General features: G+C 57.8%; 20 protein-coding genes and 1 other annotated feature. Of the genes, 12 read left to right on the forward strand and 8 right to left on the reverse strand.

What is annotated here, in order from left to right; all coding sequences use genetic code 11:
* Positions 1 to 1,200, reverse strand: a complete 1,200-nt coding sequence (gene acrA / locus PU683_RS04015; RefSeq protein ID WP_277170229.1) for a multidrug efflux RND transporter periplasmic adaptor subunit AcrA — start codon at positions 1,198 to 1,200, stop codon at positions 1 to 3.
* Positions 1,201 to 1,342: 142 nt separating this feature from the next.
* Between acrA and acrR the strand changes: the two genes are divergently transcribed.
* The gene (gene acrR / locus PU683_RS04020) at positions 1,343 to 1,996 is read left to right on the forward strand and encodes a multidrug efflux transporter transcriptional repressor AcrR (RefSeq protein WP_277170230.1); all 654 of its coding nucleotides are present in this window, start codon (positions 1,343 to 1,345) and stop codon (positions 1,994 to 1,996) included.
* Positions 1,997 to 2,118: 122 nt separating this feature from the next.
* Positions 2,119 to 5,472 carry a mechanosensitive channel MscK gene (mscK, locus tag PU683_RS04025; RefSeq protein WP_277170231.1) on the forward strand — a complete coding sequence of 1,118 codons (3,354 nt, stop codon included), beginning with the start codon at positions 2,119 to 2,121 and terminating at the stop codon, positions 5,470 to 5,472.
* A 17-nt stretch (positions 5,473 to 5,489) separates the two neighbouring features.
* On the opposite strand, the gene rsmS is transcribed toward mscK, so the two are convergent.
* The gene (gene rsmS, locus PU683_RS04030; protein ID WP_277170232.1) at positions 5,490 to 5,651 is read right to left on the reverse strand and encodes a pleiotropic regulatory protein RsmS; all 162 of its coding nucleotides are present in this window, start codon (positions 5,649 to 5,651) and stop codon (positions 5,490 to 5,492) included.
* A 13-nt stretch (positions 5,652 to 5,664) separates the two neighbouring features.
* Positions 5,665 to 6,192, reverse strand: a complete 528-nt coding sequence (gene priC, locus PU683_RS04035) for a primosomal replication protein N'' (protein ID WP_277170233.1) — start codon at positions 6,190 to 6,192, stop codon at positions 5,665 to 5,667.
* Between the two features lie 67 nt (positions 6,193 to 6,259).
* On the opposite strand from priC, the gene PU683_RS04040 reads away from it, so the two are divergent.
* The 9 genes from PU683_RS04040 (at position 6,260) to PU683_RS04080 (ending at position 15,638) form a co-directional block, all read left to right on the forward strand.
* Entirely contained in the window at positions 6,260 to 6,637 is a 378-nt protein-coding gene (locus tag PU683_RS04040) for a DUF454 family protein (protein ID WP_277170234.1), read from the forward strand.
* A 151-nt stretch (positions 6,638 to 6,788) separates the two neighbouring features.
* Complete coding sequence (apt, locus tag PU683_RS04045; RefSeq protein ID WP_277170235.1) at positions 6,789 to 7,340, forward strand: adenine phosphoribosyltransferase; 552 nt, start codon at positions 6,789 to 6,791, stop codon at positions 7,338 to 7,340.
* 109 nt (positions 7,341 to 7,449) lie between these two features.
* On the forward strand, positions 7,450 to 9,381 hold the full coding sequence (gene dnaX, locus PU683_RS04050; RefSeq protein WP_277170236.1) for a DNA polymerase III subunit gamma/tau: 1,932 nt from the start codon (positions 7,450 to 7,452) through the stop codon (positions 9,379 to 9,381).
* Positions 8,714 to 8,778: a sequence feature (DnaX frameshifting element), on the forward strand. It overlaps the preceding gene by 65 nt.
* A gap of 82 nt (positions 9,382 to 9,463) precedes the next feature.
* The gene (locus tag PU683_RS04055; RefSeq protein ID WP_023478246.1) at positions 9,464 to 9,793 is read left to right on the forward strand and encodes a YbaB/EbfC family nucleoid-associated protein; all 330 of its coding nucleotides are present in this window, start codon (positions 9,464 to 9,466) and stop codon (positions 9,791 to 9,793) included.
* The gene (recR, locus tag PU683_RS04060; RefSeq protein WP_277170237.1) at positions 9,793 to 10,398 is read left to right on the forward strand and encodes a recombination mediator RecR; all 606 of its coding nucleotides are present in this window, start codon (positions 9,793 to 9,795) and stop codon (positions 10,396 to 10,398) included. The genes PU683_RS04055 and recR overlap by 1 nt, the downstream gene beginning before the upstream one ends.
* A 109-nt stretch (positions 10,399 to 10,507) precedes the next feature.
* Positions 10,508 to 12,382, forward strand: a complete 1,875-nt coding sequence (gene htpG, locus PU683_RS04065) for a molecular chaperone HtpG (protein WP_277170238.1) — start codon at positions 10,508 to 10,510, stop codon at positions 12,380 to 12,382.
* 170 nt (positions 12,383 to 12,552) lie between these two features.
* Positions 12,553 to 13,197, forward strand: a complete 645-nt coding sequence (adk, locus tag PU683_RS04070) for an adenylate kinase (protein ID WP_277170239.1) — start codon at positions 12,553 to 12,555, stop codon at positions 13,195 to 13,197.
* Positions 13,198 to 13,309: 112 nt separating this feature from the next.
* Positions 13,310 to 14,272, forward strand: coding sequence for a ferrochelatase (hemH, locus tag PU683_RS04075; RefSeq protein ID WP_023478268.1), 963 nt, complete (start codon positions 13,310 to 13,312; stop codon positions 14,270 to 14,272).
* 61 nt (positions 14,273 to 14,333) lie between these two features.
* A complete protein-coding gene (locus tag PU683_RS04080; RefSeq protein ID WP_277170240.1) occupies positions 14,334 to 15,638 on the forward strand; it encodes an inosine/guanosine kinase in 1,305 nt (434 codons plus the stop codon).
* A 493-nt stretch (positions 15,639 to 16,131) separates the two neighbouring features.
* On the opposite strand, the gene ybaL is transcribed toward PU683_RS04080, so the two are convergent.
* Positions 16,132 to 17,814 carry a YbaL family putative K(+) efflux transporter gene (gene ybaL, locus PU683_RS04085; protein ID WP_277170241.1) on the reverse strand — a complete coding sequence of 561 codons (1,683 nt, stop codon included), beginning with the start codon at positions 17,812 to 17,814 and terminating at the stop codon, positions 16,132 to 16,134.
* A 518-nt stretch (positions 17,815 to 18,332) separates the two neighbouring features.
* Between ybaL and ushA the strand changes: the two genes are divergently transcribed.
* A complete protein-coding gene (gene ushA, locus PU683_RS04090; RefSeq protein ID WP_277170242.1) occupies positions 18,333 to 19,985 on the forward strand; it encodes a bifunctional UDP-sugar hydrolase/5'-nucleotidase UshA in 1,653 nt (550 codons plus the stop codon).
* Between the two features lie 4 nt (positions 19,986 to 19,989).
* Here ushA and ybaK read toward each other — a convergent pair whose 3' ends face one another.
* The 4 genes from ybaK to PU683_RS04110 all read right to left on the reverse strand — a co-directional run bounded on the left by ybaK (position 19,990) and on the right by PU683_RS04110 (position 24,405).
* Positions 19,990 to 20,469: a Cys-tRNA(Pro)/Cys-tRNA(Cys) deacylase YbaK gene (ybaK, locus tag PU683_RS04095; RefSeq protein ID WP_277170243.1), complete on the reverse strand. Its 480-nt coding sequence runs from the start codon at positions 20,467 to 20,469 to the stop codon at positions 19,990 to 19,992.
* A 77-nt stretch (positions 20,470 to 20,546) separates the two neighbouring features.
* Positions 20,547 to 21,356 carry a TraB/GumN family protein gene (locus PU683_RS04100; RefSeq protein ID WP_277170244.1) on the reverse strand — a complete coding sequence of 270 codons (810 nt, stop codon included), beginning with the start codon at positions 21,354 to 21,356 and terminating at the stop codon, positions 20,547 to 20,549.
* Positions 21,357 to 21,440: 84 nt separating this feature from the next.
* A complete protein-coding gene (gene copA / locus PU683_RS04105; protein WP_277170245.1) occupies positions 21,441 to 23,939 on the reverse strand; it encodes a copper-exporting P-type ATPase CopA in 2,499 nt (832 codons plus the stop codon).
* Between the two features lie 169 nt (positions 23,940 to 24,108).
* A complete protein-coding gene (locus PU683_RS04110; protein ID WP_277170246.1) occupies positions 24,109 to 24,405 on the reverse strand; it encodes an NINE protein in 297 nt (98 codons plus the stop codon).
* Between the last annotated feature and the right edge of the window lie 48 nt (positions 24,406 to 24,453).

Raw genomic sequence — 24,453 nt, forward strand, 5'->3', positions numbered from 1 at the left:
TTAAGACTTCGGTTGCTCTGACTGGCCGTTGGCCTGGGCTTGCTCTTTCTTGTCAGATGTCACTTCCTGGGCCTTGACCTGCACGCCAGGTTTGACTTTTTGTAACCCTTCGATGATTACGCGATCGCCGCTTTTCAGGCCATCGGTAACCAGCCACTTATCGCCAATGGCCTGGGTCGCGGTAATATTGCGAATTTCAACTTTGTCGCCTTCGCCTACCACCATCGCCGTTGCGTCACCGCGCGGCGTACGGGTCACACCCTGTTGCGGTACCAGCAGAGCGTTCGGGTTAACCCCTTCTTCCAGCTTGGCGCGCACGAACATACCCGGCAGCAGCGTGTGATCCGGGTTCGGGAACACGGCGCGCAGGGTGATAGAACCGGTGGTCTGATCGACGGTTACGCCAGAGAACTCAAGGGTACCGGACTGCGAATACTTAACGCCGTCATTGGTCACCAGCTCCACTTTTGCTTTGCCGTTATCCTGTTTCAGCGAACCGTTGGCCATCTCCTGCTTGAGGCGCAGGAAATCGTTGCTGGACTGGGTGACATCGACGTAGATCGGGTCAAGTTGCTGCACGGTGGTCAGCGCAGTGGTTTGCCCGCTCTGCACCAGCGCGCCTTCGGTCACGGTAGATGTACCGGTGCGGCCGCTAATCGGGGAGGTGACTTTAGTGTAAGCCAGGTTGATGCGCGCGTTTTCGACCGCCGCTTTAGCGGCGATAACCGAAGCGTTTGCCTGCTGCGCGTCCGCCTGCGCCGTATCGTAATCCTGTTGGCTGATGTACTTAGTGCCCAACAGTTTCTTATAACGGTTCAGGGTCATCTGCGCGATATTCGCCGCTGCCTGCGCTTTGGCTAAATCGCCTTTCGCGCTGTCGTAGGCGGCCTGATAGGTCGCTGGATCAATTTGATAGAGCGAGACACCCGCTTCGACGTCACTGCCTTCGGTGAAGTTGCGCTTCAAAATAATGCCGCTAACCTGCGGACGGACTTCAGCAATGCGATAAGCAGTCGTGCGACCCGGCAGTTCGGTGGTGATTTGCAGCGGCTCTGCCTTCACCGTTACCACGCCGACTTCCGGCGCCTGGCCGGCTCCCTGCTGCTGCTGCGCAGGTTTATCGTCACATCCTGTAAGCGCTAAGCTGCCCGAAAGCATCAGAACGACCGCCAGAGGCGTTAGCCCTCTGTTTATGTTCATAAGTAAACCTCGAGTGTCCGATTTCAAATTGATCAATGGATCAAAGGCCCAAAAACCCATTGCTGCGTTTATATTATGGTCGTGCTATGGTACAAACATTCACAAATGTATGTAAATCTGACTCCTGTAAATTCACCGACATATGGCACGAAAAACCAAACAACAGGCGCTTGAGACGCGACAACACATTCTTGATGTCGCCATGCGGCTGTTTTCCCGGCAGGGCGTTTCATCAACTTCGCTGGCTGAAATTGCGCAGGCGGCAGGAGTAACTCGCGGCGCGATTTACTGGCATTTCAAAAACAAGTCAGATTTGTTTAGTGAAATTTGGGAGCTGTCGGAGTCCAGTATTGGCGATCTTGAAACTGAGTATCGGGCAAAATTCCCTGGTGATCCACTCTCAGTATTAAGAGAAATATTGGTTTATATTCTTGAAGCCACGGTTGTCGAAGAGCGGCGTCGACTGATGATGGAAATTATCTTCCACAAATGTGAGTTTGTCGGCGAAATGGCGGTGGTGCAGGAGGCGCAGCGCGATTTATGTCTGGAAAGTTACGATCGCATCGAAACCACGCTTACCGAATGTATTCAGGCAAAATTGCTTCCCGCTAATCTTCTCACACGCCGTGTGGCAGTGCTGATGCGCGCCTATGTCTCCGGAATTATGGAAAACTGGCTCTTTGCGCCGCAATCTTTCGATCTGAAAAAAGAGGCGCGCGCCTACGTCGCCATCCTGCTGGAGATGTGCCAGTTCTGCCCAACGCTGCGCGATGAAACGCCCACTCTCAAGGCATAAGCCGGCCGCCAGGATTTCTCCTGGAGGCCGCTCACTCTGCTAGGTAGTTGTCTGCGCGCGTGATATTCTTCGCGCGTGGCTATCCCGGCCGCTTTCCCGAACAGACAACGATCGCTCAAATTATGTTGCACATCAATCGCATACCCAACCCGTTCGCAGCATTTGCCGCCGCACTGTTTCTTATTTTTCTCAGTTTCTCAAGCCAGGCGGCGCCCGCACAGAGCGGAAGTGATCTGCCTTCGCGCAGCGAAGTGCAGAATCAGCTCGACGTACTCAATAAACAAAAAGAGCACTCCGCGCAGGAGAAGCTGGTCATCCAGGATCTCAATGAGACCCTGGATACGCTGGATAAGATCGACCGCGTTAAGCAGGAGACTGCGCTGCTGAAGCAGAAAGTGGCGCAGGCGCCGGAACAGCTGCGCCAGGCTACCGATGCCCTCAACGCGCTCAATGATAAAGACAGCGATGAGGAGACGCGCAAAACCCTTGCCACGCTCTCATTACGCCAGCTGGAGTCGCGCGTTTCCCAACTGCTTGAAGACCTGCAAACCGCGCAGAACGATCTCTCTAACTACAACAGCCAGCTGGTGTCATTGCAGACGCAGCCGGAGCGCGTGCAGAACGCCATGTACAGCGCCTCCCAGCAGTTGCAGCAGATCCGCAACCGTCTGAACGGCACGGTTGCCGGCGAAGGGGCGTTGCGTCCGACGCAGCAAACACTGTTACAGGCTCAGCAAACGCTGCTTAATGCCCAGATTGAACAGCTGCGCAAAAGCCTGGAAGGCAATACCACCTTGCAGGATACGCTACAAAAGCAGCGTGATTACGTTACCGCAAACAGTAACCGCCTCGAACACCAGCTTCAGCTACTGCAGGAAGCGGTCAACAGCAAGCGTCTGACGCTGACTGAGAAGACGGCGCAGGAAGCGGTAACGCCGGATGACACCGCGCGCATTCAGGCCAACCCACTGGTCAGCCAGGAACTGGAGATAAACCACCAGCTGAGCCAGAAGCTGATTGAAGCCACTGAAAGCGGCAACGCGCTGGTGCAGCAGAATATCAAAGTGAAGAACTGGCTCGACCGCGCGCTGCAATCTGAGCGCAATATTAAAGAACAAATTTCGGTGCTGAAGGGGAGCCTGCTGCTCTCGCGCATCCTTTATCAGCAACAGCAAACGCTCCCCTCAGCCGATGAGCTGGAAGACATGACCAACCGCATTGCGGACCTGCGTCTGGAGCAGTTTGACATCAACCAGAAGCGTGACGCGCTGTTCCAGAACGAGAACTTCGTTGCCAAACTGGAAGAGGGCCACCAGAGCGAAGTTAACGACGACGTCCACGACGCCCTGCTGCAGGTGGTCGATATGCGCCGCGAGCTGCTCGATCAGCTGAACAAGCAGCTCGGCAACCAGCTGATGATGGCCATTAACCTGCAGGTTAATCAGCAGCAGCTGATGAGCGTGTCAAAAAGCCTGCAGGAGATTCTGACCCAGCAAATCTTCTGGGTTAACAGCAACAAGCCGATGGACTGGGAGTGGTTCAAAGCCTTCCCGCAGACGCTGCGCGATGAGATCAAAGGCACCCACATTACCGTTAACTGGGAGAAAGCGTTGCCGGCGGTGGCGATCGCGTTTCTCGCCGGGCTGCCGCTGCTGCTGATTGCCGGGCTTATCCGCTGGCGTTTGCGCTGGCTGAAGAACTACCAGGTGAAGCTGGCGGAGCAGGTCGGGCAGCTACGCAGCGATAGCCAGCTGCATACGCCAAAAGCGATCCTGATCGATCTGATTCGGGCTTTGCCGGTCTGTCTGTTTATTCTGGCAGCGGGGCTGATTCTGCTGACTATGCAGCTCAACATCAGCGAGCTGCTGTGGGCGTTCAGTAAAAAGCTGGCGCTCTTCTGGCTGGTCTTTGGTTTGTGCTGGAAAGTGCTGGAAAAAGAGGGCGTCGCCGTCAATCACTTTGGCATGCCGGCGCAGCTGACCAGCCACTGGCGTCGGCAGATTGTGCGTATCAGCCTCGCGCTGCTGCCGCTCCATTTCTGGTCGGTAGTCTCGGAGCTGTCGCCGCTGCATCTGATGGATGATGTGCTCGGGCAGTTTGTCATTCTGCTGAACCTGCTGGTGATCACCGCTCTGGTGTGGCCGATGTTCCGTGAGAGCTGGCACGACAAAGAGTCCCACGCGCTGCGCCTGGTTACCGTCACGGTGCTGGCGATTGTGCCGATTGCCCTGATGGTGCTCACCGCCACCGGCTACTTCTACACCACGCTGCGGCTGGCCGGGCGCTGGATTGAAACCGTCTATCTGGTGATTATCTGGAATCTGCTCTACCAGACGGTGCTGCGCGGGCTGAGCGTCGCGGCGAGGCGTATCGCCTACCGTCGCGCGCTGGCACGTCGGCAGAATATGGTAAAAGAGGGCGCGGAAGGTGCCGAGCCGCTGGAAGAGCCGACCATTGCGCTGGAGCAGGTTAACCAGCAGACGCTGCGCATCACCATGCTGGTGATGGTCGCGCTCTTTGGCCTGGTCTTCTGGGCAATTTGGTCAGATTTAATCACCGTCTTCGCCTACCTCGACAGCATTACGCTGTGGCACTACAACGGCACCGAAGCGGGGGCGGCGGTGACCAAGAGCGTCACCCTTGGCAGCCTGCTGTTTGCGATCGTCGCCTTTGTGGTGGCGTGGGCATTGATCCGCAACTTGCCGGGCCTGCTGGAGGTGTTAGTCCTCTCGCGGCTCAATATGCGCCAGGGCTCCTCCTACGCCGTCACCACCATTCTGAACTATGTCATTATCGCGGTGGGGGCGTTAACGGTCTTCGGTTCGCTGGGGGTCTCGTGGGATAAGCTGCAGTGGCTGGCAGCAGCGTTGTCGGTCGGTCTCGGCTTCGGTTTGCAGGAGATCTTCGGTAACTTTGTCTCCGGCCTGATTATTCTCTTCGAGCGCCCGGTGCGCATCGGCGATACCGTCACCATCGGCACCTTCTCCGGCACGGTGAGCAAGATCCGTATTCGTGCGACAACCATCACCGACTTCGATCGTAAAGAGGTGATTATCCCGAATAAGGCCTTCGTGACCGAACGGCTCATCAACTGGTCGCTCTCCGATACCATCACCCGCGTGGTGATCCGTATCGGCGTGGCTTATGGTTCCGATCTCGAAAAAGTGAAGAAGGTGCTGCTGAAAGCGGCGATGGATCACCCGAAAGTGATGCACGACCCGGAACCGGCGGTCTTCTTTACCACCTTCGGGCCAAGCACGCTGGATCATGAGCTGCGTCTCTACGTCCGTGAACTGCGCGATCGCAGCTATACGGTGGATGAGCTTAACCGCACCATCGATCGGATGTGCCGTGAAAACGACATCAATATCGCTTTTAACCAGCTCGAAGTGCACCTGCGCAATGAGAAGGGCGATGAATTAACGGAAGTGAAGCGCAACCTGAAGGGCGACGATCCGACCCCAGAGGCGCCTTAAGGGTTTGCCCCTCTTCCTCAGGGAAGGGGGGCAGCCAGCCGTAACTGCTTCTGTTCAAAATCCCGTTTGACGATCTCCAGCGCTTTTAACACCAGATCGGGTGCGATCTCATGCTGTTCAAGCAGCATAATCAGATCGACCGCCAGCTTGACCTCCTGCGGGGCATTTTCCAGCGACATCTTCACTCCTTGGTTAACGGGTTAAACGCGCCAGCACGCGCTCAATATTCTCCAGCGCTTTACGGCAGCGACCAAGCCGGGCATCCAGCGCTTCCACCTCTTTATGCAGCTTCTGCTGCTCGGCGAGCGTGGTGACCGAGGCTAAATGCGCGTTACGCTCATTTTTCATCGCCTGCAGGCGGCGCTCATACTCCTGATGCTGCAACCGCCGCCGCTGCCAGCGCGTAATGCCGGGCGAGGCGTGATCCCACTGGCGCAGCGGCCAGACGGCGCTTTCTCGCGTCAGCGCGGCGATTTGCGCGGTTAAGTGCTCCGCCAGCCAGACCGCCTGCGGCAGATGATTGCGCGCCACGGTCTCGCGCAGCGCCGTCAGATTGGCCTCAGTCTCATTAATATAAGCACGCATACGCGTATCTTTTGTCTGAAAAAGATGGCGGTCAAAACGGGCGCTGACGGTGAAGTGATCCGCCAGCGGCGCGGCCTGCTGGCGTAAGCGGGCGAGTTGCTGTGCCAGCCTCTCTAAAAGCGCGTCGCATTTCATCTCTCATTCCCTCTTTTTCACGGCGATTATGGTACATTAGCCGCTTATTCCGGCAACGATTAGCACTATGCAACGCACTATTTTAATCATCATTGGCTGGCTGGCGGTAGTGCTCGGCACGTTGGGTGTCGTTTTGCCCGTTTTACCGACCACGCCTTTTATTCTGCTGGCCGCCTGGTGTTTTGCCCGCTCGTCGCCACGTTTTCATCACTGGCTGCTCTACCGCTCCTGGTTTGGCAGCTACCTGCGGCACTGGCAGCAATACCGCGCCATGCCGCCCGGCGCGAAACCGCGCGCGATTGTTATTACGCTTTTGACCTTCGCGGTCTCACTCTATTTTGTGAAGATTATGTGGGTGCGCGTTTTGCTCTTAATCATCCTCGCGTGTCTGCTGATTTTCCTGTGGCGGATACCGGTGGTTGATGCAAAGCAACAAAAAACCTAATGCGCTGCGATGGCAGTTGCAATTCTCGCTCACTGCCAGTAAATTCGAGCGTTTTCGAGTACGGGGTCGGCTGGTTAAAGCTTAACCAGGGGCCAGTTGAGCCTCTCTTGCACGTCCCGTGAGTAATACCGTTTCTATCAGGCAAATATCCATGACAGCGACTGCGCAGCAGCTTGAATTTCTCAAAAACAGCATCAAAAGCATTCAGGATTACCCGAAGCCGGGCATCCTGTTCCGTGATGTCACCAGTTTGCTGGAAGACCCGAAGGCGTACGCCCTCAGCATTGAACTGCTGGTTGAGCGTTACAAAAACGCCGGGATCACTAAAGTTGTTGGTACCGAAGCGCGTGGCTTCCTGTTCGGCGCGCCGGTTGCGTTAGGCCTTGGCGTTGGCTTTGTGCCGGTGCGTAAGCCGCGTAAATTGCCGCGTGAAACCATTGCCGAGAGCTATGAGCTGGAGTACGGCACCGATCAGTTAGAGATCCATGTCGATGCGATCCAGCCTGGCGACACTGTGCTGGTGGTCGACGATCTGCTGGCAACCGGGGGCACCATCGAAGCGACAGTGAAACTGATCCGCCGTCTGGGTGGCGAAGTCACCGACGCGGCGTTCATTATCAATCTGTTCGACCTGGGCGGCGAAGAGCGCCTGAAAAAACAGGGTGTTAATAGCTACAGCCTGGTCTCGTTCCCGGGCCATTGATCCCGCGTACCTTCATCCCTCACGCCTGAGGGATGAAGTGCATTCTCAGCCGATGCTGTGTTAGCATTACCCCTCGTGAATCCACCTTCCAGCGTTTCAGAGCCTGCCAATGAGTTATCAGGTCTTAGCCCGAAAATGGCGACCGCAAACTTTTGCTGACGTCGTCGGCCAGGAGCATGTGCTGACCGCACTGGCGAACGGCTTAACATCAGGACGCATTCATCATGCGTATCTGTTCTCCGGCACCCGTGGCGTCGGAAAAACCTCTATTGCCCGTTTGCTGGCGAAGGGGCTTAACTGCGAAACCGGCATTACGGCGACACCGTGCGGTGTCTGCGACAACTGCCGTGAAATTGAGCAGGGTCGCTTTGTCGATCTGATTGAGATCGACGCCGCTTCGCGTACCAAAGTGGAAGATACCCGCGATCTGCTGGACAACGTCCAGTACGCGCCGGCGCGTGGCCGCTTCAAAGTCTATCTGATTGACGAAGTGCACATGCTCTCGCGTCACAGCTTCAACGCCCTGTTGAAAACCCTTGAAGAGCCGCCCGCGCACGTCAAATTCCTGCTGGCGACCACCGATCCACAGAAACTGCCGGTGACGATTCTTTCCCGCTGCCTGCAGTTCCATCTTAAAGCGCTGGATGTTGATCAGATCCGCACCCAGCTTGAGCATATTCTCGCTGACGAAAAGATCGAATCCGAGCCGCGCGCGCTGCAGCTGCTGGCGCGCGCCGCCGACGGCAGCCTGCGTGATGCCCTGAGCCTGACCGATCAGGCGATTGCCAGCGGCAACGGCCAGCTTTCAGCTGCGGTTGTAAGCGCGATGCTCGGCACGCTGAATGACGATCAGGCACTCTCATTGGTCGAGGCGATCATTGCCGCCAACGGCGAACGGGCAATGGCGCTGGTGCATGATGCCGCCTCCCGCGGCGTCGAGTGGGACGCGCTGCTGCTGGAGATGCAAAGCCTGCTGCACCGCATCGCCATGGTTCAGCTCACCCCGGCGGCTTTGGGCAGCGATATGGCGTCGGTGGAGCACCGTCTGCGCGAACTTGCCCGCACCGTGCCGCCTGCCGATATTCAGCTCTACTACCAGACACTGCTGATTGGCCGCAAAGAGTTACCCTTTGCGCCCGACAGAAGGATGGGCGTGGAGATGACCTTACTGCGTGCGCTGGCGTTCCATCCGCGCGCGCCGCTGCCTGCGCCAGAGGTTCAGCAGGCGTCATTTGCGCCAGTCGCGCCGACGGCGGTGATGTCGCCGCAGCAGGTGGCTCCCGCACCGCAGGCGCAGCCCGCGCCCCAGCAGGATGTTCCGCTGCCGCCCTCCACCAGCCAGGTGCTGGCGGCACGCAGACAGCTGCAGCAGGCGCAGGGAGCAGACAAAGCAAAAAAGAGTGAACCGGCAGCCGCAACCCGCGCGCGGCCGGTGAGTAACGCTGCGCTGGAGAGGCTCGCCTCTGTCACCGAGCGCGTACAGTCCCGCCCGGCGGCGGCAACGGCCGACAAAAAACCGGCTAAAAAAGAGGCCTACCGCTGGAAAGCGACCACTGTTGTTGAGACGGTAAAAGAGGTCATCGCTACGCCAAAAGCGTTGAAAAAGGCGCTTGAGCATGAAAAAACGCCGGAACTGGCGAAGAAGCTTGCGGAAGAGGCGATCGAGCGCGACGCGTGGGCAAAAGAGGTGAGCCTGCTGAAATTGCCTAAACTGGTCGAGCAGGTGGCGCTGAATGCCTGGAAAGAGCAGGACGGCGCGCGCATCTGCCTGCACCTTCGCAGCGCCCAGCGCCATCTCCATTCGCCCGGCGCGGTGAAGACGCTCGGCGAGGCGCTCAGCGAATTGCACGGTTCGACGGTTGAACTGACTATTATTGAAGATGATAATCCTGCGGTGCGTACGCCGCTGGAGTGGCGTCAGGCCATCTATGAAGAGAAGCTCGCGCAGGCGCGCGAGTCGATTATTGCGGATAGCAATATCCAGACCCTGCAGCGCTTTTTCGATGCGGATCTGGATGAGGAGAGCATCCGCCCCCTTTGACAGGAAGAGCGATACTTCCCGTTTTCAACCCTGAATGTGACTTATCACCCTGGTCAGTCACCACAGCTAAAGAGAGAAGCCTATGTTTGGAAAAGGCGGTCTGGGTAACCTGATGAAACAGGCCCAGCAGATGCAAGAAAAGATGCAGAAAGTGCAGGAAGAGATCGCGCAGCTGGAAGTGACCGGCGAATCAGGCGCGGGTCTGGTGAAAGTGACCATCAACGGCGCGCATAACTGCCGTCGCGTAGAGATCGATCCGAGCCTGCTCGAAGACGACAAAGAGATGCTGGAAGATCTGGTCGCCGCTGCATTCAACGATGCTGCACGCCGCATTGAAGAGACGCAGAAAGAGAAGATGGCCTCTGTCTCTTCCGGTATGTCCCTGCCGCCAGGCTTTAAGATGCCGTTCTGATGCAAACCAGTCCGCTGTTAACGCAGCTTATGGAAGCGTTGCGCGCGCTGCCGGGCGTCGGCCCGAAGTCGGCGCAGCGCATGGCATTTACGCTGCTGCAGCGGGATCGCAGCGGCGGCATGCGCCTCGCGCAGGCGCTCACCCGGGCGATGTCGGAGATTGGACACTGCGCGGATTGCCGCACCTTTACCGAGCAGGAGGTGTGCAATATCTGCACCAACCCGCGACGTCAGGAAAACGGTCAAATCTGCGTGGTTGAAAGCCCGGCTGACATCTACGCCATTGAGCAAACCGGTCAGTTTTCCGGTCGCTACTTTGTGCTGATGGGGCATCTGTCGCCGCTGGACGGCATCGGGCCGGATGATATCGGGCTCGACCGGCTGGAGCAGCGCCTCGAATCTGAAAAGATTCAGGAGGTGATCCTCGCCACCAACCCGACGGTGGAAGGGGAGGCGACCGCTAACTATATTGCCGAGCTGTGCGGGCAATATGGCGTGGAAGCGAGCCGTATCGCCCACGGCGTGCCGGTGGGTGGCGAGCTGGAGATGGTGGATGGCACCACGCTTTCCCACTCTCTTGCCGGGCGTCATAAGATTCGTTTTTAACCAGACGGGGGCAGAAATTTTTGCCTCCGCTTGAAATTCCCCGCCGCTATCCCCATTTCTCCCTCAACGCTTTTTCCACCTTGTAAATGGCATTGTTGAGGTTTTCCCAATGAAAGGACAAGAAACACGTGGCTTCCAGTCAGAAGTAAAACAGCTTCTGCATTTGATGATCCACTCTCTTTATTCCAACAAAGAAATCTTCCTGCGTGAGCTTATCTCCAACGCCTCGGATGCGGCGGATAAATTGCGTTTCCGCGCGCTCTCCAAACCCGATCTCTATGAAGGCGACGGCGACCTGCGCGTGCGCGTCTCCTTTGACAAAGAGAAGCGTACCCTGACCATTGCCGATAACGGTATCGGCATGAACCGTGACGAAGTGATTGACCATCTGGGGACGATTGCCAAATCCGGCACCAAAGCCTTCCTCGAATCGATGGGGTCCGATCAGGCGAAAGATAGCCAGCTGATCGGTCAGTTCGGTGTGGGCTTCTACTCGGCGTTTATCGTGGCCGATAAAGTTACCGTGCGCACCCGCGCGGCGGGCGAAAGCGCGGAAAACGGCGTCTTCTGGGAATCCGAAGGCGCGGGCGAATACACGGTTGCTGACATCACCAAAGCCGATCGCGGTACCGAGATCACCCTGCATCTGCGCGAAGGGGAGGATGATTTCCTCAACGACTGGCGCGTACGCTCCATCATCAGTAAATACTCCGACCATATTGCACTGCCAGTTGAGATCGAAAAACAGGAAGAGAAAGACGGCGAAACCGTTGTCACCTGGGAGAAGATCAACAAAGCGCAGGCGCTGTGGACGCGTAACAAGTCTGACATCAAAGATGACGAGTACAACGAGTTCTACAAACATATCTCTCATGATTACAGCGATCCGCTGATCTGGAGCCATAACCGCGTTGAAGGGAAGCAGGAGTACACCAGCCTGCTCTATATCCCGTCGCAGGCACCGTGGGATATGTGGAACCGCGATCACAAGCACGGCCTGAAACTCTACGTTCAGCGCGTGTTTATCATGGACGAAGCTGAGCAGTTTATGCCGAACTACCTGCGTTTCGTGCGCGGGCTGGTCGACTCTAACGATCTACCGCTCAACGTCTCCCGTGAAATTCTGCAGGACAGCAGCGTCACCCGCAGCCTGCGCACCGCGCTGACCAAACGTGTGCTGCAGATGCTGGAAAAACTGGCGAAAGATGACGCGGAAAAATACCAGACCTTCTGGCAACAGTTCGGCCTGGTGCTGAAAGAGGGAACCGGCGAAGACAGCGGCAACCTGGAAACCATCGCCAAACTGCTGCGTTTTGCCTCCACGCACAACGACTCCTCGGCACAGACCGTTTCGCTGGAAGAGTACGTCTCGCGCATGAAAGAGGGCCAGGAGAAGATCTACTTCATCACCGCCGACAGCTATGCCGCGGCGAAGAGCAGCCCGCATCTTGAGCTGCTGCGTAAGAAAGGCATCGAAGTGCTGCTGCTTTCCGACCGCATCGATGAGTGGATGATGAGCTACCTGACCGAGTTCGACGGTAAGCCGTTCCAGTCTGTGGCGAAAGCGGATGCTTCGCTGGATAAGCTGGCTGACGAAGTGGATGAGTCCACCAAAGAAGCGGAAAAAGCGCTGGAGCCGTTTGTTGAGCGCGTGAAAACCCTGCTCGGCGAGCGTGTAAAAGAGGTGCGCCTCACTCACCGTCTGACCGACACGCCAGCGGTAGTGGTGACCGATGCTGACGAGATGAGCACGCAGATGGCGAAGCTGTTTGCCGCGGCTGGTCAGAGCGCGCCGGAAGTGAAATACATCTTCGAACTGAATCCGGATCACGCGCTGGTGAAACGCGCGGCGGATACGCAGGATGAAGGGCAGTTTAACCAGTGGGTGGAGCTGCTGCTGGACCAGGCGCTGTTCGCCGAACGCGGTACGCTGGAAGATCCTAACCAGTTTATTCGCCGCATGAACCAGCTGCTGGTTTCGTAAGCAGTCACAGGGAGGCCACCGCGCCTCCCTTTTTTATTCCCGCTTCTGCCGCTTAAGAAAAAGGTAGCATTACCGTTTCAGCGTCCGCGCCTTTCTTGAGCCTGCCTCCTCTTGATGGTATCTTTTAGCGCTTTTGAAAAATTGAACCAACATTTGAGGGGATTTTCGCAATGCGTATTATTCTGCTGGGCGCTCCGGGCGCAGGTAAAGGAACTCAGGCGCAGTTCATCATGGAGAAATACGGTATTCCGCAAATCTCTACGGGTGACATGCTGCGTGCCGCAGTAAAATCCGGCAGCGAGCTGGGTAAACAGGCGAAAGATATCATGGACGCCGGCAAGCTGGTCACCGACGAGCTGGTTATCGCGCTGGTGAAAGAGCGTATCGCCCAGGAAGATTGCCGCAACGGTTTCCTGCTGGACGGTTTCCCGCGCACCATTCCGCAGGCCGATGCGATGAAAGAAGCCGGCATCAATGTCGATTTCGTGCTGGAGTTCGCCGTACCGGACGAGCTGATTGTCGATCGCATCGTAGGTCGTCGCGTTCACGCTGCCTCTGGCCGCGTTTATCACATCAAATACAACCCGCCGAAAGAGGACGGGAAAGATGATGTCACCGGCGAAGAGCTGACCACCCGTAAAGACGATCAGGAAGAGACCGTGCGTAAGCGCCTGGTCGAATACCACCAGCTGACGGCTCCGCTGATCGGTTACTATCAGAAAGAAGCGGAAGCGGGTAACACCCGGTACGTTAAAGTTGACGGCACCAAAGCGGTCAGCGACGTACGCGCTGAACTGGAAAAGATCCTCGGGTAATTTCCATTTCCCCCGGCTATATGCCGGGGGAAACTATCAATCACAGCAATTGGTTCCGTTTACCCGCTTTTCGGCTACACTAATCAACCAGTTAAATGGTTAAGAGGCGCGAATGAGTCAGGCAAAAACGGGCATTTTGTTGGCCAATCTCGGCACCCCCGATGCACCCACCCCCCAGGCCGTTAAACGGTATCTGCGGCAGTTCTTAAGCGACAGACGCGTGGTCGATACGCCCCGCCTGCTGTGGTGGCCGCTGTTACGCGGCGTGATCCTGCCTATTCGTTCTCCCCGCGTGGCGAAACTCTATAAATCCGTCTGGATGGAAGAGGGCTCACCCTTAATGGTCTACAGCCGCAGGCAGGAAAAGGCGCTGGCGGCGCGTTTGCCGGATGTCCCTGTCGCGCTCGGTATGAGCTACGGTTCACCGTCGCTGGAGAGCGCGGTCGAGGCGCTGATGGCGCAGGGCGTTGAACATATCGTTGTGCTCACGCTCTACCCGCAATACTCCTGCTCGACGGTTGCCGCCGTCTGGGATGAGCTGGCGCGTATTCTCGGCAAAAAACGCTTTATTCCGGGCATCTCCTTTATTCGCGACTACGCCGATAACGCCGACTATATCGCGGCGTTAGCTAACAGCGTACGCGCCTCTTTTGCGCAGCATGGCGAACCGGATCTGCTCCTGCTCTCCTATCATGGCATTCCGCAGCGTTACGCCTCGCAGGGGGATGACTATCCGCAGCGCTGCCGTGACACCACGCGCGAGCTGGTTTCCGCTCTCGATCTGCCGCCAGAGAAGGTGATGATGACCTTCCAGTCGCGCTTCGGGCGTGAGCCGTGGCTGACGCCTTACACCGATGAGACGCTGAAAATGCTCGGTGAGAAGGGCGTGAAGCATATTCAGGTGATGTCACCGGGCTTTGCCGCCGACTGCCTGGAGACGCTGGAGGAGATTGCCGTCCAGAACCGCGAGTTCTTCCTCGAAGCCGGGGGAGAAAAGTATGAATACATTCCTGCGCTCAATGATTCACCGGAGCATATTGAGATGATGGTCAACTTAACGGCCAAATATCGCTGATCGCTGCGCGGGCCGAGTGTGTTACCATGCACGGCCCGAATGTATTGCACGTAGCACAAAGATGAAATTTCCCGGTAAACGTAAGTCCAAACACTATTTCCCCGTCAACGCCCGCGACCCCCTATTGCAGCAAATCCAGCCTGAGAGTGAAACTGGCACCAGTTGGGTGGTCGGTATTGATCAGACGCTGGTGGATATCGAAGCGAAAGTGGATGATGCGTTTATCGCACGTTTCGGCCTCAGTGCTGGCCATTCGCTGGTGATCGCCGATGATATCGCCGAAGCGCTCTATCAGGAGCTGGTGAATAACAACCTGATTACCCACCAGTTTGCGGGTGGCACCATTGGTAATACGCTGCACAACTACTCGGTGCTGGCCGATGACCGCTCAGTGCTGCTGGGCGTGATGTGCGACAACGTGCAGATTGGCAGTTACGCTTACCGTTACCTCTGCAACACCTCCAGCCGTACCGATCTTAACTACCTGCAGGGCGTCGAGGGCGCGATTGGCCGCTGCTTTACGCTGGTCAGTGACAGCGGTGAGCGCACCTTCGCCATCAGCCCTGGTCAGATGAACCAACTGCGCCCGGAAAGTATTCCTGAAGAGGTCATTGCCGGCGCCTCCGCACTGGTGCTCTCCTCCTATTTAGTGCGCTGTAATCCCGGCGAGCCAATGCCGGAAGCGACCATGCAGGCAGTGGCCTATGCCAAAAAACATAACGTGCCAGTGGTGCTGACGCTCGGCACGAAATACGTTATCGCCGATAACGTGCCGTGGTGGCGCGATTTTCTTAAAGAGAACGTCTCGATTCTGGCGATGAATGAAGAGGAGGGCCACGCCCTCACCGGTGAGAGCGATCCGCTGATGGCGGCGGACAGAGCGCTGGACTGGGTCGACCTGGTGCTCTGCACGGCCGGGCCTGTCGGCTTATATATGGCGGGCTTTACGGAAGATGAGGCGAAGCGCAAAACCCAGCACCCGCTGCTGCCGGGTGCAATTGCCGAATTTAACCAGTATGAGTTTAGCCGCGCGATGCGCCATAAAGATTGCGAGCATCCGCTGCGGATCTACTCCCATATCGCACCTTATATGGGTGGGCCGGAAAAGATCATGAACACTAACGGCGCAGGCGACGGCGCGCTGGCGGCATTGCTGCATGATATTACCGCCAACAACTATCACCGTAACAACGTGCCAAACTCCAGTAAGCATAACTTCAACTGGCTGACCTACTCGTCGCTGGCGCAGGTGTGCAAATATGCGAACCGCGTCAGTTACCAGGTGCTGAACCAGCACTCCCCGCGCTTAACCCGCGGCTTGCCGGAGCGGGAAGATAGCCTCGAAGAGGCGTACTGGGAGCGTTAAGGAAGAGGCCGGTAACGAAGCCGCTGAAACAGCGTAGGCCGGATAAGCGGTTACGCGTCATCCGGCATTCTCTCCGCGGCACCGATTGCCGGATGGCGGCTACGCCTTATCCGGCCTACAAAAACGCGCCTACAGCCATACTGATATTGCTTTTACCCAAGATCTCACAGCGAGGGGTTGTGTCCCCGCTGAAATCGGCGAACCGGAGCGTGAATGACAAGGTCTGGACGCCAGGGATGGCGGACAGAGGCGAACCGAGACAGGAAGTCGAGTTGAGCCGGCCGCAGTCAGGCACGCGGGAGGTGAGCGCAGTGCGAAGCACCGATTTCCTCGCGGGGCCGCGGGGATTGATAAGGGGAGCGCGGCCGCTTCCCTTATCCCGTTCACCGCACAAGAGGTTAATGAGACTCCCGAACACCTGGTGAACGGAACGATCCCACCAATGCAGCATGCCAGGCCAATTGCCGGATGGCGCGTTGCACGCTTATCCGGCCTACGCGGTTTCAGCGGTTTCATTTCCTGCTGGCGTACTCGCCAAAATATTCAGCATGGTATTGGCAATCTCGCGTTCGCCCATCACCACCTGGTTCGCACCGCGTTCGCTGATGTAATCCACCTCATCGTCATAATGGGCGCGGGCGATAATCTCAATATTCGGGCACTTCTCCCGTGCGGTGGCGACAATCTCGCCCGCTTCATAGCCGTTCGGAATGGTTAACAGCAGCCAGCGGGCGCAATCCAGATGCGCCAGATTCATAATCTCTTCATTCGCCGCATTACCCAGCACCGCGCGGACACCGCGTTCGCGCAGCTCATCGACCCGCGTGCGGGAGGTTTCAATCACCACCAGCGGAATGCCCTGGGCAATCAGTTTCTCGCCGAGCAGGCTGCCGACGCGGCCAAAGCCGACCAGCAGCGCATGGTTGCAGATATCAACCGGGATCTGTTTCTCATCTTCCGTCGCCTCTTCCAGCGTCTGCTCCTCCAGCGTCTCGGTCTTATCGAGATACTTCTCCAGAATGGTAAACAGGATCGGGTTGAGCATAATCGACAGGATCGCCCCGGCGAGCACCAGGTTTTGCCCCTCCTGCGGCAGCAGATCCAGCGCCATCCCCAGTCCGGCAAGGATAAAGGCGAACTCACCAATCTGCGCGAGGCTGGCGGCGATGGTTAATGCGGTACGCGGCGAGTGTCCAAACATGCGCACCAGCAGGAAAGCGGCCGCCGATTTACCAAAGACAATAATTGCCAGCGTTGCCAGCACCGCCAGCGGCTGATCGAGAAGGATCATCGGGTCGAACAGCATGCCGACGGAGACAAAGAAGAGCACCGCAAAGGCGTCACGCAGCGGCAGGGTATCGTGCGCGGCGCGATGACTCAGCTCGGACTCATTGAGCACCATGCCAGCGAAGAAGGCGCCGAGGGCGAAGGAGACATCAAACAGCTCAACCGCGCCGAAGGCAATACCGAGCGCCAGCGCCAGCACCGAGAGGGTAAAGAGTTCGCGCGAGCCGGTCGCGGCGCTGCGCGCCATGATCCACGGCACCAGGCGGCGGCCGACCAGCATCATAATGGCGATAAAGGCCACCACTTTACCGATGGTGATGCCCATATCCACCGCCAGCGAGGCAAGGCCAAGATTACCTTTTTCCATCATGCCGGCTACCGCCGGTAGCAGCACCAGCGTTAACACCATCACCAGGTCTTCGACGATGAGCCAGCCGATGGCGATCTGCCCGCGCTGGCTATCCACCAGCTGTCGCTCTTCAAGGGCGCGCAGCAGCACCACGGTACTGGCGGTGGACAGACAGAGACCAAAGACGATGCCGGTCATCAGCGACCAGCCGAGGGCGGCAGAGAGCGCCATACCCAGCAGCGTCGCGACGGCTATCTGCGCGATCGCGCCGGGAATGGCGATGGCCTTTACCGCCATCAAATCCTTTAGCGAAAAGTGCAGGCCGACGCCGAACATCAGCAGGATCACGCCCAGTTCCGCGAGTTCAGGTGCCAGTTTGGTATCCGCCACAAACCCTGGCGTAAATGGCCCCGCTAACACGCCCGCTAATAAGTAGCCCACCAGAGGGGAAATGCGCAGTTTATTGGCAATCATGCCGAGGATAAAAGCGAGCACAAGCCCGCCGACAATGGTGGTAATAAGCGGTGTGGCGTGATGCATTCCGTCTCCTTTCGTTGATGCGTGGATCCCACGGTCGTCGACCGATAGCTGAGTTACAGTTTATGACAATTTTGCCGTCTGCGTTTGTGAATAATTGTTGAATTATGAAGAAAACAGCAATCTGGACGAAAAAAATCGCCAACCGGCTCTGCCATAACATAATTAAGGGCGCTGACGCAGATTTAAAGGATAAGTGATACTGAAAACCAGGGGTTTCATTGGGTATAAAGGCCGGGAAGTCAGCGTAATGGTCATCGAATATGGTAATCATCCTGCGCAAACAGGGGGAATAGGCGCTTTGGAGAAATCATTTAAGGCAACCGCGCTTCGCTACGCTTGTTGCGCTTGCGTGTTCGCAAGATTGCGGACGCAGCTCTTTTATGAGGAGTGAGGCGGCGGTGAGAAGATAAAAAGTGGCGGGTAATAAAAGCGGCCTGGCAGAGTTACCAGAACTTATTTGTCTATTATTGACGAGCGCTGTATTTTCTCCTTTCACCAATGGGGTCAGGGAGAGAAGCATGAGCGTGTTAAAGAAGAGCATTACGGTGAGTCTGCTGGCGGCGCTGGGCGCATTAAGCCTGCCGGCGCAGGCTTACGAGCAGGATAAAACTTATAACATCACCATCCTGCACACCAACGACCATCACGGCCACTTCTGGCGCAGCGAGTATGGCGAATATGGCCTCTCGGCGCAGAAGACGCTGGTGGACGGCATTCGCAAAGAGGTGGCGGCACAGGGCGGGAGCGTGCTGCTGCTTTCTGGCGGCGACATCAATACCGGCGTACCGGAGTCCGATTTGCAGGACGCCGAGCCCGATTTTCGCGGTATGAACCTCATCGGTTACGACGCAATGGCGGTCGGCAACCATGAATTCGACAACCCGATGAGCGTCCTGCGCCAGCAGGAGAAGTGGGCGAAATTCCCCTTCCTGTCCGCCAACATCTACCAGAAGAGTACGAATCAGCGCCTCTTCAAGCCCTGGATGATCTTCAACCGCCAAGGGCTAAAAATTGCCGTAATCGGCCTGACCACGGATGACACTGCCAAAATCGGCAACCCGGAGTACTTCACCGATATCGAGTTCCGCCAACCGGCTACCGAAGCGAAGCTGGTGATCGATGAACTGAATCAAAATGAAAAACCGGATGTGATTATCGCCACCACCCATATGGGGCATTACGACAACGGCGAGCATGGTTCAAACGCGCCGGGCGACGTTGAGATGGCACGCAGCCTGCCGAAAGGGGCGCTGGCGCTGATTGTGGGCGGTCACTCACAGGATCCGGTCTGCATGGCCTCCGAGAATAAAAAACAGGTCGATTATGTGCCCGGCACGCCGTGCGCACCGGATCAGCAAAACGGTACCTGGATTGTGCAGGCCCACGAGTGGGGCAAATATGTGGGGCGTGCGGATTTCCAGTTCCGTAACGGCGAGATGAAACTGGTGCGCTACCAGCTCATCCCGGTCAACCTGAAGAAGAAGGTGACCTACGATAACGGTAAGAGCGAACGCGTGCTCTACACGCCGGAAATTGCCGAAAACGCACAGATGCTCTCGCTGCTGACGCCATTCCAGAACAAAGGTAAAGCGCAGCTGGGCGTGAAGATTGGCAGTACCACCGGCCGCCTTGAGGGCGATCGCAGCAAAGTGCGTTTTGTGCAGACCAACCTGGCGCGGGTACTTCTCGCCGCACAGATGGCGCGCACCGGCGCGGATCTGGCGGTGATGAGCGGCGGCGGCGTGCGTGACAGCATCGAAGCGGGCGATATCACCTACAAAGACGTGCTGAAAGTGCAGCCGTTCGGCAACACCGTGGTCTACGTCAATCTTAGCGGTAAAGAGTTGCTTGATTACCTGACGGCGGTGGCGCAGATGAAGCCCGATTCCGGCGCGTACCCGCAGTTTGCCAACGTCAGTTTTGTGGCGAAGGGGGGCACCCTTAGCGACGTGAAGATCAAAGGCGAACCGCTGGATGAGGCGAAAGGCTATCGTCTGGCAACACTAAGCTTCAACGCCACCGGCGGCGATGGTTATCCGCGTCTGGATGATAAAGCCGGATATGTGAACACCGGCTTTATCGATGCTGAGGTGCTGAAAGAGTTCATCCAGAACAACTCACCGCTGGATGTGAATGCTTACGAACCGAAAGGCGAAGTGAGCTGGCAGTAACGCCTCACTCGCGGCGGGCGATATCGGCAAAGTGTGCACCCAGCAGTTTCGCCAGATCGCTCGCCGCCAGTTCAATATCGAGCCCGCGTTTGCCGCCGGAGATATAGATGGTATCGAAGGTTTGCGCGGGCGCATCGATAAGCGTCGGCAGGCGTTTTTTCTGCCCGAGCGGGCTGATGCCGCCCACCAGATAGCCGGTGGTACGCTGCGCCACCATCGGGTCTGCCATATCGACCTTTTTCGCCCCCAGTGCTTTAGCCACCTTTTTCAAATCCAGCATCCCGGCTACCGGCGTTACCGCCACGGCCAGTTGCTTCATATCGCCATTGACCGCCACCAGCAACGTTTTATAAACCCTGTCTGCATCCAGCCCCAGCTTACGCACCACTTCATCGCCAAAGTTAGTCTCGTTAGGGTCGTGATCGTAGCTGTGGAGCTGAAAAGCGATGCCATTTTTTTCCAGTAACTTTACGGCGGGCGTCATAATAATCCTTCTTATCAAGCGTCTTCACGCCGTAAGCATACGCCTGCACCCACCCGGGAAAATAGTAGCATCTTGCGCTAATGCGCCATTTTTTCCGCTAACAGCGAGGGAAGATTGCCGTCGCCATAGAGATGGAGTGCGCCCGCGGCTACCACATAACGCCCCGGCGGCAGACGGAACAGGTAGTCGCACCACGCACGGTTACGCTGATGCATCAGCACATCGTGCAGCGGCTGGCTAAAGGTTGAGGGGAGGCTCAGGTTTTCATCACGCGGCGGGCTCTCCAGCCACCAGCTCATCATCACCTGTAGCAGGCGCGCATTCTCATGCCAGTGGGTGAGGGTGTCTTGCAACAGTTCGGTGCCGTCATCCGGCAGCTGGCGCAAAATGTCGAGCTGGCTGGTGGTGCCCTCCAGTTCCATGATCGCCACGTTAAAACGCTGCGCCGCCTGGAGCAGCTGATAGTCGATGCCGTAATCGGATCGCAGCCCAAGCCGCTGCGCCTGCGTCGCCTGTAGCACCAGCGCGATGTGCCAGGCGGGACGTGTTTCAAACGGCGCACGGCTTAACGACAGGCTCTCCAGCGTGCTCTCCAGCGCTCCGATCAGCGTCGGGCTGAGACGAGTGTCGAGCGGAGCAGCGTCAGGAAGGTTAGCAAACGGCGAGTCGGAACCGGCGATATCCGCTTCGACTATCAGCGCATCGGCCTCGCGCACCTTTTGCAGCAGCGCTGCGGGCAGCGGCGCCATGCCGTGCGTGCCCATATGAATGCTGCCGACCAGGTGGAGGTGACGGCCTCCGGGTAACTCAACGTCTAATGCAGGCCACGGGTAGTGGCGCTGACGAAGCGCGAGAAGGAAAGCTTTCAATCGTTGAAACAGGCTCATACGCGCTTCCTGAGAGTAAAACGGCATGCTAACGCGCGAAGCGGGAGGGTGTAAACCCCGCCGCAGGTGGCGGCGGGGCGGGGTTTATTCGCGCGGGGTAAAGCGCAGTAGCCGGTTGGCGTTACTCACCACGGTAATCGAGGAGAGCGCCATTGCCGCTCCGGCCACCACCGGGTTGAGCAGTGTGCCGGTAAGCGGCCAGAGAATACCGGCGGCAATCGGGATACCAAGCGAGTTATAGATAAACGCCCCGAGCAGGTTCTGCTTCATATTGCGCAGCGTGGCGTTAGCAATCGCCAGCGCATCGGCCACGCCGAGCAGGCTATGGCGCATCAGCGTGATCGCCGCCGTTTCAATCGCCACGTCGCTGCCGCCGCCCATCGCAATACCAACGTCGGCCTGCGCCAGCGCCGGGGCATCGTTAATGCCGTCACCAATCATCGCCACCTGGCGGCCCTGCTGCTGGAGCTGTTTGATCGCCTCGGCTTTGCCATCCGGCAAGACACCGGCAATCACCTCATCGATGCCCGCCTCTCTGGCAATGGCATTTGCCGTGGTCGGGTTATCGCCGGTCAGCATCACCAGCCGGTAACCGGCGCGGTGCAGGCGTTGCAAAGCCTGCACGCTGTCATCACGCAGCGGATCGCGAATGGCGAACAGCGCCCGCGCTTTGCCCTCTACCGCCAGCAGCACCGGCGTGGCGCCACGGCTGGCCTGCGCGGCGATCTCATCATCCAGTGCGCGCGTATCGACCTGATGTTCCGCCAGCAGCGCCTGGTTGCCGAGCAGCACGCGTTGCCCCTCAATCTCACCGCTGACCCCCAGCCCGCGCAGGGTGCGAAACTGCTTCACTTCCGGCAGGCCATCATTTGCAGCTTTTTCCAGAATCGCATGCGCCAGCGGGTGGCTGGAGCCCTGCTCAAGCGCCGCCGCCAGGCGCAGGGCGCTCGCATCATCTTTCTCAAGCGTAGTGATGCTCACCACCTGCGGTTTACCACGCGTCAGGGTGCCGGTTTTATCAAACACCAGCGTATCGAGCGTGCTGGCGCGTTGCAGCGCATCGGCATCGCGCACCAGTACGCCAAACTCTGCCGCACGCCCGACGCCGGAGATAATCGACATCGGCGTCGCCAGCCCGAGTGCGCAGGGGCAGGCAATAATCAGCACCGTGGTCGCGATCACCAGGGTATAGACAATCTGCGGGGCCGGGCCGAAGAGGTACCAGATTGCGCCGCTCAGCAGGGCAATGGCGACGACCACCGGAACGAACACTGCTGAAATACGGTCAGCGAGCTGGCCGATCTCTGGTTTGCTGCTCTGCGCCTGGCGCACCATGCGGATAATGCGTGACAGCGTGGTCTGGCTGCCCACGGCGCTGGCGGTAAACAGGACGCTGCCATCCTGCACCACGGTGCCGGCGTGAATCGTCTCGCCCGCGCCTTTTTGCTGCGGCACCGGCTCGCCGGTCAGCATCGCTTCATCAAACCACCCCTCGCCGTCGCGGATCTCACCATCCACCGGCACGCGATCGCCGGTCGTCAGGCGTAGCGTCATGCCCGGTTGCACGTCGGCCAGCGGAACGCTTTTTTCGCCCTCAGGGGTCACGACCCGCGCCGTTGGCGGGGTTAAATCGAGCAGCCGCTCCAGCGCTTTCGACGAGCGCTGGCGGGCGCGCGCTTCCAGCATATGGCCAAGGTTAATCAGACCGATAATCATCGCGCTGGCTTCGTAATAGAGGTGGCGGGCTTCCATCGGAAACCACTGCGGCCAGATATTGACGCTCATCGAGTAGAGCCAGGCCGCGCCGGTGCCCAGGGCAACCAGCGTATCCATCGTCGCCGTACCGTTGCGCAGGCTTTTCCACGCGCTGGTGTAGAAGTGCCCACCGGCAAACACCATTACCGCGAGGGTGAGCGCGCCGATGCCGAGCCACAGCGAGCGGTTGGCCTCGGTGACCATCATATTGTCGCCGAGCATGCCCCAAAGCATGATCGGCACACCAACCAGCAGGGCGACTATCGCCTGCCAGCGAAAGCGCTTCAGGGTGGCGAGCGCCGTCTCCTGCTGACGCTCGCGCCGCTTGATATCATCTTCAATCGCTTCCGCACCGTAGCCCGCCTGCTCAACGGCGCTGACTAATTCTGCGGCGGGCGCGCTGCCCATCACCAGCGCAGTGCGCTCCGCCAGGTTTACCCGTGCCTGTGTGACGCCCGGAACCGCCTGTAAGGCTTTTTGTACCCGGGAGACACAGCTGGCGCAGCTCATGCCGTTGATCAACAGCTGCTGGCTGTCATCAAGCGCGTCAGCTGCCGGAAGCTCTGGAGTGGCCGCTGTCAGTGCTTCCGACGGGAGTGATGACTCTGCCAGCGGTTTAGCCTTTGGGTGGCTGATGCTCGCGCCGTACCCGGCCTCTTCAATCGTCGCGATGAGCGATTCGGCGCTGGCGCTACCCGTCACCTGAGCGTGCTCGATGGTGACATCGGCTGCCTCAACGTCGGGGCGTTTTTCCAGGCTCTCTTTCACACGTTTAACGCAATGGCCGCAGGAGAGGCCATCTAGGTTTAGCTCTATGGTATGAGACATACACAATCTCCTTGGGATGGGAATTCGATCACACCTGACAAGCTTAAACCTTCCCGTGAGGGGAAGGTCAAGGCCATGCGGTACAAAATAGCAGGGCAGGCGCAACGCGACCGCCAGAAATAACAAACCCCGCATTGAGCGGGGTCTGGCATCATTTGGCGGTTAATACTCAGCCATATTTACGCGCGAATTCCTCATCGGAATTACAGAGGTAAATAATAAATTCGATAAAGGAGATGATTGCCGGAATACAGGTCCAGAAGAACAGCAGATAAAGGATGCCCTGTCCCGGTTTACCTAAATAGAATTTATGTGCGCCGAAGCCGCCAAGGAAGAAGGCGAACAGCGCAGCGGAGATGCGGCTTTTCTTGCCAGCGGTGCTCTGCGGCGCGCCGCAGCCCGGACATGCAACCGCATCTTTATGTATCTCCTTTCCGCAACCGCGGCAAAAAGCCATATCACTCATAAACAACTCCTGTGTGTCGAACTTTTATCATTATTTGAAAATCCCGCG

Source organism: Candidatus Kosakonia sp. 282A-S69 (assembly GCF_029433855.1).
Lineage (GTDB): Bacteria > Pseudomonadota > Gammaproteobacteria > Enterobacterales > Enterobacteriaceae > Kosakonia > Kosakonia cowanii_A.

Coding starts and splice junctions, on each gene's coding strand:
- acrA (WP_277170229.1), bottom strand. CDS start 1,200: ATGAACATAAACAGAGGGCTAACGCCTCTGGCGGTCGTTCTGATGCTT.
- acrR (WP_277170230.1), top strand. CDS start 1,343: ATGGCACGAAAAACCAAACAACAGGCGCTTGAGACGCGACAACACATT.
- mscK (WP_277170231.1), top strand. CDS start 2,119: ATGTTGCACATCAATCGCATACCCAACCCGTTCGCAGCATTTGCCGCC.
- rsmS (WP_277170232.1), bottom strand. CDS start 5,651: ATGTCGCTGGAAAATGCCCCGCAGGAGGTCAAGCTGGCGGTCGATCTG.
- priC (WP_277170233.1), bottom strand. CDS start 6,192: ATGAAATGCGACGCGCTTTTAGAGAGGCTGGCACAGCAACTCGCCCGC.
- PU683_RS04040 (WP_277170234.1), top strand. CDS start 6,260: ATGCAACGCACTATTTTAATCATCATTGGCTGGCTGGCGGTAGTGCTC.
- apt (WP_277170235.1), top strand. CDS start 6,789: ATGACAGCGACTGCGCAGCAGCTTGAATTTCTCAAAAACAGCATCAAA.
- dnaX (WP_277170236.1), top strand. CDS start 7,450: ATGAGTTATCAGGTCTTAGCCCGAAAATGGCGACCGCAAACTTTTGCT.
- PU683_RS04055 (WP_023478246.1), top strand. CDS start 9,464: ATGTTTGGAAAAGGCGGTCTGGGTAACCTGATGAAACAGGCCCAGCAG.
- recR (WP_277170237.1), top strand. CDS start 9,793: ATGCAAACCAGTCCGCTGTTAACGCAGCTTATGGAAGCGTTGCGCGCG.
- htpG (WP_277170238.1), top strand. CDS start 10,508: ATGAAAGGACAAGAAACACGTGGCTTCCAGTCAGAAGTAAAACAGCTT.
- adk (WP_277170239.1), top strand. CDS start 12,553: ATGCGTATTATTCTGCTGGGCGCTCCGGGCGCAGGTAAAGGAACTCAG.
- hemH (WP_023478268.1), top strand. CDS start 13,310: ATGAGTCAGGCAAAAACGGGCATTTTGTTGGCCAATCTCGGCACCCCC.
- PU683_RS04080 (WP_277170240.1), top strand. CDS start 14,334: ATGAAATTTCCCGGTAAACGTAAGTCCAAACACTATTTCCCCGTCAAC.
- ybaL (WP_277170241.1), bottom strand. CDS start 17,814: ATGCATCACGCCACACCGCTTATTACCACCATTGTCGGCGGGCTTGTG.
- ushA (WP_277170242.1), top strand. CDS start 18,333: ATGAGCGTGTTAAAGAAGAGCATTACGGTGAGTCTGCTGGCGGCGCTG.
- ybaK (WP_277170243.1), bottom strand. CDS start 20,469: ATGACGCCCGCCGTAAAGTTACTGGAAAAAAATGGCATCGCTTTTCAG.
- PU683_RS04100 (WP_277170244.1), bottom strand. CDS start 21,356: ATGAGCCTGTTTCAACGATTGAAAGCTTTCCTTCTCGCGCTTCGTCAG.
- copA (WP_277170245.1), bottom strand. CDS start 23,939: ATGTCTCATACCATAGAGCTAAACCTAGATGGCCTCTCCTGCGGCCAT.
- PU683_RS04110 (WP_277170246.1), bottom strand. CDS start 24,405: ATGAGTGATATGGCTTTTTGCCGCGGTTGCGGAAAGGAGATACATAAA.